Source organism: Brevundimonas sp. (assembly GCF_023259385.1).
GTDB lineage: Bacteria > Pseudomonadota > Alphaproteobacteria > Caulobacterales > Caulobacteraceae > Brevundimonas.
This window is the reverse complement of record NZ_JAHFPF010000172.1, coordinates 1-7899: the sequence shown is the minus strand read 5'-3', so window position 1 is coordinate 7899 and position 7899 is coordinate 1. Positions and strand designations below refer to the sequence as shown.

8 protein-coding genes and 1 pseudogene are annotated in these 7899 nt (G+C 68.0%); 4 read left to right on the top strand and 5 right to left on the bottom strand.

Annotated features, from left to right (window positions below; translation table 11 throughout):
- Together Q0C81_RS13120 and Q0C81_RS13115 are read right to left on the bottom strand one after the other, a co-directional pair.
- Positions 1-194: pseudogene (locus tag Q0C81_RS13120) on the bottom strand (ABC transporter permease); the annotation flags it as partial.
- A 22-nt stretch (positions 195-216) separates the two neighbouring features.
- Positions 217-1626 carry a CmpA/NrtA family ABC transporter substrate-binding protein gene (locus Q0C81_RS13115; RefSeq protein WP_291838600.1) on the bottom strand — a complete coding sequence of 470 codons (1410 nt, stop codon included), beginning with the start codon at positions 1624-1626 and terminating at the stop codon, positions 217-219.
- Between the two features lie 379 nt (positions 1627-2005).
- Here Q0C81_RS13115 and Q0C81_RS13110 point away from each other — a divergent pair, with 379 nt between their 5' ends.
- The gene (locus tag Q0C81_RS13110; protein WP_008263563.1) at positions 2006-2413 is read left to right on the top strand and encodes a hypothetical protein; all 408 of its coding nucleotides are present in this window, start codon (positions 2006-2008) and stop codon (positions 2411-2413) included.
- 11 nt (positions 2414-2424) lie between these two features.
- Here the strand turns inward: Q0C81_RS13110 and Q0C81_RS13105 are convergent, their stop codons facing one another.
- Positions 2425-3159: a Crp/Fnr family transcriptional regulator gene (locus Q0C81_RS13105; RefSeq protein ID WP_008260628.1), complete on the bottom strand. Its 735-nt coding sequence runs from the start codon at positions 3157-3159 to the stop codon at positions 2425-2427.
- 137 nt (positions 3160-3296) lie between these two features.
- Between Q0C81_RS13105 and Q0C81_RS13100 the strand changes: the two genes are divergently transcribed.
- From Q0C81_RS13100 to Q0C81_RS13090, 3 genes are read left to right on the top strand one after another with little or no spacing between them, the layout of a single operon-like run.
- Positions 3297-5549: a TonB-dependent receptor gene (locus tag Q0C81_RS13100; protein WP_198004288.1), complete on the top strand. Its 2253-nt coding sequence runs from the start codon at positions 3297-3299 to the stop codon at positions 5547-5549.
- A 21-nt stretch (positions 5550-5570) separates the two neighbouring features.
- Positions 5571-6014 (top strand): hypothetical protein, encoded by a 444-nt coding sequence (locus tag Q0C81_RS13095; RefSeq protein ID WP_008263475.1) that lies wholly within the window; start codon positions 5571-5573, stop codon positions 6012-6014.
- A gap of 50 nt (positions 6015-6064) precedes the next feature.
- Positions 6065-6538 carry a membrane protein gene (locus Q0C81_RS13090; RefSeq protein WP_008259168.1) on the top strand — a complete coding sequence of 158 codons (474 nt, stop codon included), beginning with the start codon at positions 6065-6067 and terminating at the stop codon, positions 6536-6538.
- Here the strand turns inward: Q0C81_RS13090 and Q0C81_RS13085 are convergent.
- Both Q0C81_RS13085 and Q0C81_RS13080 read right to left on the bottom strand, forming a co-directional pair.
- Positions 6520-6828, bottom strand: coding sequence for a chorismate mutase (locus tag Q0C81_RS13085; protein ID WP_196066329.1), 309 nt, complete (start codon positions 6826-6828; stop codon positions 6520-6522). The two genes, Q0C81_RS13090 and Q0C81_RS13085, sit on opposite strands and share 19 nt — an antisense overlap.
- Positions 6829-6859: 31 nt before the next feature.
- Positions 6860-7741 carry a U32 family peptidase gene (locus Q0C81_RS13080; RefSeq protein ID WP_291838591.1) on the bottom strand — a complete coding sequence of 294 codons (882 nt, stop codon included), beginning with the start codon at positions 7739-7741 and terminating at the stop codon, positions 6860-6862.
- Between the last annotated feature and the right edge of the window lie 158 nt (positions 7742-7899).

Here is a 7899-nt window from a genome sequence, read left to right as displayed (position 1 = left end):
AATCTGGCCCCCAGCTTGACTCCAAGCCCGGCGGCGAAACGGACGAGCCTGGACGCTCTCCCCTCCTCCGACGCCGAACGGGTGTCGGACGCGGCGTCCTCGGACGGCGTCCGACGCGGCGCCGTCTCGGACGGTATGCGACCGATGACCTTGGCGGGCGTTTCACCGTCGGGCGCGACCTGGTTCGTCAGCATCAATCTTCTCCCCTTTGCGCGATCAGGCCGGCGAGACGCCGGAGGCGGCGACCCGCTGACCCTGTTTCAGACCGATGGCGAACTTGGCCAGATAGGCGTTGGGCGCGCGCCCGTCGTAGGCGACGCCGTCGATGAAGCCGGTCTGCACCTCTTTGAAGCCGTCCGTCTCCGGGACGGACTCGGCCGGGATCACCCCCTCGGCGACCAGCGCGCGCGCGGCGGCCAGATAGAGGTCGGCGCGATAGACCGCCTGAGCGGTTTCCAGGTACCAGGCGTCGGGACGATCCTCGGCGATCTGGCCCCACCGGCGCATCTGAGTCAGTTGCCAGACCGCGTCGGAAGCGAACGGATAGCCGGCGAAGCTTCCGAAGAAGATGTTGAACTCCGGGGCGGGGCGGACATCGCCGGGCGCATAGGTGAACCGCCCCGTCATGGAGGCGGCGATCACGTCGGCGTCGGCCCCGACATAGTTGGAGCGGGCCAGGATCTGCACCGCCTCCGGGCGATTGGCGCCCTGGTCGGCGTCCAGCCACTGCTGGGCCTTGATCAGGGCGCGGATCAGGGCGGTGGTGGCGGCGGGATAGGTCTCGGCGAAGGCCCGGGTCATGCCCAGGACCTTCTCGGGATTGCGGGGCCAGATGTCGTGATCGGCGATGAGGGGCACGCCGATCTTCTTCTTGACGGCCGCCTGGTTCCAAGGCTCGCCGACGCTATAGCCCTCGATGGTGCCGGCTTCGAGGGTGGCGGGCATCTGGGGCGGCGGCGTGACCGACAGCTGGATGTCCGCGCCGGTCGTGCCCGCCACGTCGCGCGGCAGATAGAAGCCGGGATGGATCCCGCCGGCCGCCAGCCAATAGCGAAGCTCGTAATTGTGGGTGGAGACCGGGAAGACCATGCCGAACTTGAGCGGACGCCCCTCGGACCGGAAACGCTCGACGACCGGCTTCAGGACGGCGGCCGAGATCGGATGCAAGGGCTTGCCGTCGGCGCCCTTGGGCAGGGTCGGCGCGATCTGCGCCCAGATCCGGTTCGACACCGTGATGGCGTTTCCATTCAGGTCCAGGCTGAGCGGCGCGATAAGATCGGCCTTGGTGCCCAGACCGATGGTCGCCGCGATCGGCTGCCCCGCCAGCATGTGGGCGGCGTCCAGCTGGCCGCCGATCACGCCGTCCAGCAGGACCTTCCAATTGGCCTGGGGTTCGAGGGCGACGTTCAGGCCCTCCTCAAGGAAAAAGCCCTTCTCCTTGGCGATCGCCAGGGGCGCCATATCCGTCAGCTTGATGAAGCCGAGTTTGAGATTGGGTTTTTCGACCGTCCCCGCCGGCGCCGTGGCCCCGTTCGAACGCGGCTCGCTCTCGCCACATCCGGCGAGGCCCGCTGCGGCGCCGGCCAGCAGCGCGCCGCCGGCCATCAGGAATCTGCGCTTGTCCATCACCTTCATCCCCCGCCATGTTTGGTGGCTTGTTCAAACCCGGTGCGGATCGCGGACGCACGAAAGCCGCCTCGACACGCTCATGTCAGAGCGCCCCGGGCGGCTTCATTGCCGAAATCTGCTGAATGTCCGGCGCGTCTCCCCTCATTGAGGACGCCCCGTTACGCGCAGCGCTTTAGGACGCCGCCTGACATTGCTGGCATGGAATGTTGCATCGCACAAGGGGTCAGCGAGATTGTCGGGGCGCGCTGGCCGAAGCGCGAAAACCGGGGCTCGGGTTCGCCAACGGGACAGACCCCGCCATGGAGCTGAGGATCAAATCGAACGTGATTTGTTCAGGCGCAAGCCCAGCGCGGGGATCAGGCGGCATTCTGCTCGGATGACCCAGACCTCTCATTTTCAGCAACTCGTCGCCGCCGCCTTGGCCCAGCAGACCCCGCACCGCCTGCTTTTCGTCTTCGCCGCCGTGGCCTTGCCGGACGCCCCGACGCCCGAGCAGCGCGAGCGTCATCGCCTGGGTCGGGGTGGAACCCTGACCCCCTTGATGTGCGTGGACAAGGCGCCAGAGGACCTGGCGGGCTTCGACGTTTTCGCCGCCGAAGCGGCGACGGCCGGACCGCCCTGGGGCCTGGTGTTCGCCGCGGCCCTTGCCGGGCGCGACGGATACGCCCCTGCCAAGCCCGACATAGACCGGGCGCTCGAAAACATGGTCGAGGCTGTCAACACCGGGGCCATCCAGCGCTTCCTCGCCTTCGACACCGCCGGCGACCCCGTGGTTTTCGACTGAATCGGATGCGGCTATCGGCTCGCCGCAGCGTGCGTTGCGGCGCTGGACCCGTTCACGCCGTCCTCGGCGAGGCGTCTCAGCGCGGCGGGATCCAGCACCATGAGACGGCGTCCTGTCGTCTTTAGCCAACGGGACTTTTCCCATCCGGCGATGATGCGGCTCGCCGTATACAGGGTCGTACCGGCGAACTCGGCGACGTCCTGGCGGCGCAGCGGGATCGTGATGGCGGCGGCGTCTTGAGGACGACCGGACGGGTCCAGAAGCCGCAGAAGGGCCAGGGCGATGCGCTGGTCAGCACGCAAGAAGGACTTCTCCCTTATCCGCTCCTGCAATTGCGCCAAGCGCGTCCCCAGAATACGAATGACGTTCACCGCAACCACGGGGTCGCGTTCCATAATGCGGAACAGCACCTCGCGGGGCCAACTCAGAACCACGACCGCCTCCAGAGCCACAATGTCCGCCGGAAAGCGCCCTTGCGCAAAGAGCGCGGCCGTTGCGAACATGTCGCCGGGTCCCAGAAATCGGATCAGCGCCTGCCCGCCGTCGGCGCCGGTCTGGATCAGACGGGCGCTGCCGCGGCTCAGCGCATAGGCCCGCTCCACCTTCGCGCCCTGTTCGCCGACATAGGCTCCGGCTCGATGATGATCGACCCGGACAGTCTCGGCGAGATCGGCGCACGTCGCCGAAGCGGCGCCCCGGAACAGATCCAAACCGGCGATGGTCTCGCTCCGGACGGGGTCGGACATGGGCCTGTTCCTCTCCTGCGGGCCCGGATCGACACCGGATCGGGCGGACTTCTCGCCGCAGTTTGCGCTGGCGCAATAAAGCGCCGTTCGGCATGCTTTAGATGAAAACGGGTCGCATTAGCAAATCGAGACCCGCCGTGCCCCTCCCCGTTCCGCTCTCCCAGCCGTTCTTACCGCACGGCGTCGCTCGTCTCGCTCTGACCTGCAGCGCTCTCGCGCTCGGCTTCGCTCCGGGCCTTGTCACCGCGCCCGCCCAGGCGCAGTCCGCCACGCCGGGCTTTGTGGAAGATGTGGTCGTCATCGGCCGCCGCGCCTCGGCCGCCGAACGCTTGAACGCCACGGCCGGCGCAACAGGGCTGATCGAGGCGGATGACCTGCCGCAAAGCGCCAATCTGACGATTTCACGCGCCCTCGCCTTCGCGCCGGGCGTTGTCGTGCAGGACTTCTTCGGCGGAAACGATCAGCCCCGCATCCAGATTCGCGGATCCGGCCTGCAGCAGAACCCCGTCGAGCGCGGGGTGCTGATGCTGCGCAACGGCCTGCCGGTCAATCGCGCCGACGGCTCCTATATCGTCGGTTTCGCCAACCCCGCCGAGGCCCAGTCGATCGAGATCTTTCGCGGTCACGCCGCGAACCGGCTCGGCGCGACGGTGCTCGGCGGCGCCTTGAACCTCATCTCTCCGACGGGACGAAGCGCGCCCGGGCTGCGCCTCAAGGCCTCCGCCGGCGACTTCGGCCAGATCGGGACGGGCGCCTCGGCCGGTTATGTCCACGACACGATCGACGCTCTGCTGCGCGTTGACCACACCGAGCGGGACGGTTCCCGGACTTATAACGGCTCGAGTCGATCGGCTGTGGGCGCCAACTTCGGCGTGAGACTGTCGGATCGGGTGACAGTGCGCGCCTTCGCCAGCTACGCCGACCTCGGCTTCGACGTCGCCGGTCCCTTGACCCGCGCCCTGCTCGACAGCGGCTCGCGCAGCGTCTTCACCGGCCCGACCGTGACGCCGACGGGCGCCGTCAATCCAGGCCCCAATGTGGTGCGCGACCAGCCCCGTCGCGAAGCCACGCAATTCCATGCGGGGGTTCGGGCCACGGGCGTGATGGACGCCCATCTGATCGACGTCGCCTTGGGTTATGCCCAGACCGACGACATGTTCCGGTTTCCGATCTCGGCGGGCGTGCGCGACACCCGCGGCGACGACGCCACCGTCGTCGCCCGTTACGCCTATGCGCCCGATCCCGCGCGCGCCATCCCCTTGTTCGAGGGCACGCTGCAATGGGTGACCGGAACCGCCGACCGCGACTATTATCTCAATCTCTCAGGACGCCGAGGCGCGCAGTTCGGCCGCAATCGACTGAAGGCGGACACCCTGTCCCTGAACGGCGGCTTCAACCTCCCGCTCGGACGGACGCTCACCCTGTCGCCTTCGGCGGCCTGGTCGCGCGCCACGCGCGACAACCAGGACCGCTACGCGCCGTCCACGCGGCCGACGGCGGCCTATAGTCCCGCCAATCCCGGCCTGGCTCTGCCGTTCGGCGCCGTCCCAACGGTCGGGTCCAGCTATGAACGAACCTACGAGGGTTGGAGCCCGGCCCTCGGCCTGACCTGGCGGCCGGACCACCGGCAAACCGTCTTCGTCTCGGCCAATCAGACCTTCGAACCGCCGACGCACGATGATCTGTTCGCCACCGTCAACGGCACGCCCAACAGCAGTCCGGGACGCCCCAATCCCGCCGCGCCCAATCAGGCCGCAGCCGTCTTCGCCACCCCCGCGCTCAAGGCGCAGCGAGCGACGACCGTAGAAATGGGCTGGCGCGCTCGAGCCGGCGCCTGGACCTGGGACGCCGTCGCCTATCACGCCTGGGTGCGCAACGAGCTCCTCAGCCTGCGCGACGAAACCGGCGTGTCATTGGGCGCGGTCAATGCGCCTCGCACCCGTCACCTGGGGCTGGAGCTGGGACTGAGCTTACGGATGACGCCGGACCTGACCGGACGCCTCGCCTATACCTGGCAGGACTTCCGCTTCCACGACGATCCTCTGCGCGGCGACAATCATCTGGCCGGCACGCCGCCGCATTGGGTCCAGGCCGGTCTGGACTGGCGGCCTGGGCCGGGTTGGCTGCTGCAAGGCGGGGTGCGCTGGGTTCCGGAAAAAACGCCGATCGACAACCTCAACACCCTCTACAGCGACCCTTACGCCGTCTTCGACCTGCGGGCTGAGCGCGAGATCCGCGACGGCCTGGTCGTCTTCGCCGAAGGCCTGAACCTGTTCGACGAAACCTACGCCGCCTCCACCCTCGTCGTCGACCAGGCGCGCGCCGATCAGGCGGTTTTCCTTCCCGGCGACGGTCGCGCCTTCGGCGCGGGCGTGAGCCTCAAATTCTAACCTCGCAAGAAAGACCCTATCATGAAGCGCTTGTCTTTGTTCGCCTTCGCCGCCGTCGCATCGGCCGCCCTGCCCCTTTCCGCCGCCGCCCAGGCCCGGCGGCTGGACGTGGATCGCCTGCCGTCTTCGGATGTCGCCGGCGCACGCCGCACCCTCGTCGCCCTCGACGCTCAGGGCCGTCCCGCCGTCATGCTCCTTTGGATCGAAAAAGGTCAACTTCTGCCGCCGCACGGCGGCGAAGGGGGACTGCGGCTCATCACGGTCGTGTCCGGCCATCTGTCCTGGGGCGACGGCGGGATCGTCGATCCGGCGGCGGAGCGGGTGTTTGGTCCCGGCAGCCTGATCTTGCTGCCTGTGGTCGGGGGCGAACACTGGGCCGCTGCGCGCCAGGACGATGTGCTGCTCCAGATCACGCCCCTGCGCGACGGGTCCATTGCCCCTGACCCCTCCAGAGAAGCGCCTTGACCAGAGGCGCGCCCGACCGAGCTTGACGATCAGAACAAGGACAAACTCCCATGGACGACCTGGCTCTCGCGCGCGTGATTCACGTGCTGGGCGTGGTGATCTGGATCGGCGGCGTATCGATGGCCACCACCGTTGCGCTTCCCGCCATTCGCAGGGGGCTTCTCGGCGCCGACCGCCTGGCGGCTTTCGAAGCCTTCGAGCGTCGCTTCATCTGGCAGGCGCGCACGGCCGTGGCGCTTGTCGGCCTGTCGGGCGTCTATCTCGTTGAGCGGATGGCGCTGTGGGACCGATTCAGCGACCTACGATTCTGGTGGATGCACGCCATGGTGTGCGTCTGGGCCGTGTTTGTCCTGCTGCTGTTTGTGGTGGAGCCCTTTCTGCTCCACCGCTTCTTTCCGGCCTGGGCCAAGCGCGCGCCGGATCAGGCGTTCCGCCTGCTGCACGCCGCCCATATGGTGCTGCTGGTCCTGGCCTTGACGACGGTGTTCGGGGCGGTCGCCGGCAGTCATGGCTGGCTGTTCTGATGCACAGGAAGGCCGGCGGCGGCGTCGCCGGCTTTTCGGTGCAAGGCCACAAGCCGCGCCTGGCGGACGGCGCTGGCTTGCATCAATTGCCGCCATAGAGCCTCGACCAAGTCCGGCGACAGATCGACCGTCTCGGCCAGCTGACGGACATGATCGATCACCGCCGCGATACGGGCGGGATCGCGCACCGTCCCGGGCGACTTGAACGCGGCCATGGCGTCGGCGACCTTCAGGCGCAGGGCCAGCAGGGTCACCAGCCGACGATCGAGCCGGTCAAGGATTGCGCGCACGCCGGGCGGGTCAAGCCCGGCCGTTCCCGGATCAGCGGGTCCCGGCGACACCGGCGAGACCGTGCAGATAGCCGCTAACGAAGGCGACGGAGGGGTTCAATTCCTGCAGTCGCTGGAGGAGCCCATCGGGATCGCACAGGCCGTCGGCATAGGCGCGAAACGCCCGCGCGACGGCCGGCATATCGCCGGAATGGGGCGACAGGCGCAACGCTCCGACGCCGGCGGCACGCAGGGCGGCGACCGGCGCATCGACGCATTGCATCGCCCAAGACAGGGTCTGCACGCCGTTGACCGCGAGGAAGGGCTGGCCCTCCAGGGTCCTCAGATCCATCCCGTCGGGATCGCGATCACAGACAAACTGGCAGGCGTCCTTGTGCAGGCCGTGGCTGCGCGCGTGGTAGCAGCGCCCTGACAGGGCGAGCGGCAGCCGACCGAAGGCGAACAGCTCGATCTCGACCTGTGGCTGCGCCGCCGAAAGATGCGAAATCGCCTCCAGCGAAAGCTCCACATTGGGACACAGGCGCACACAGCCGCGTCGCGCCAGCTCCCCAAGCGCCCCCTCGTTGTAGATGTTCAACAAAGGTCCGGCGACGAAGGGGTCGCGCCGCTCCGACAGACCGGAGACGTCGTTGACCTCAATGAGGTCCGGCAGGGCGGCGAGCGCCGCCAGTCCCTTGCGATCCCGGATCGTCGCCGGCAGGGCCAGGCCCGACCAGACGATGTCCTTGCCTGCGGCGCTCAAGGTCTCCGCCGCCGCCGCGAGCGCATATTGGGTCAGGGGCGAACGTTTGCCGCAGACCACCTCGCCCAGATAGACCCGGTCGATCGACGGCTCGTCGGCCACCTCGGCATAGAAGGCTTCAATCCGATCCGGCGCCCAGTGAAACAGCGAGGGCCCCAGCGCGATCCGCATAGCCGTCATCTCCACAGCTTTCTATAGGCGCCGGCCGTCTCCCGCCCGCCTTCGGCGAGATCCGTCAGCAGAGGGGCAAAGGCCTGGGGATCGGCGCCCGAATCCAGGGCGTCGATCGCTTGGCGAAAGGCCCCGGCCACACGGGCGACATAGGCCTT

Excerpts from the sequence above, each read along its gene's own strand:
- Q0C81_RS13090 (WP_008259168.1), top strand. The coding sequence starts at position 6,065 with ATGGACGACCTGGCTCTCGCGCGCGTGATTCACGTGCTGGGCGTGGTG.
- Q0C81_RS13115 (WP_291838600.1), bottom strand. The coding sequence starts at position 1,626 with ATGGACAAGCGCAGATTCCTGATGGCCGGCGGCGCGCTGCTGGCCGGC.
- Q0C81_RS13105 (WP_008260628.1), bottom strand. The coding sequence starts at position 3,159 with ATGTCCGACCCCGTCCGGAGCGAGACCATCGCCGGTTTGGATCTGTTC.
- Q0C81_RS13080 (WP_291838591.1), bottom strand. The coding sequence starts at position 7,741 with ATGCGGATCGCGCTGGGGCCCTCGCTGTTTCACTGGGCGCCGGATCGG.
- Q0C81_RS13095 (WP_008263475.1), top strand. The coding sequence starts at position 5,571 with ATGAAGCGCTTGTCTTTGTTCGCCTTCGCCGCCGTCGCATCGGCCGCC.
- Q0C81_RS13110 (WP_008263563.1), top strand. The coding sequence starts at position 2,006 with ATGACCCAGACCTCTCATTTTCAGCAACTCGTCGCCGCCGCCTTGGCC.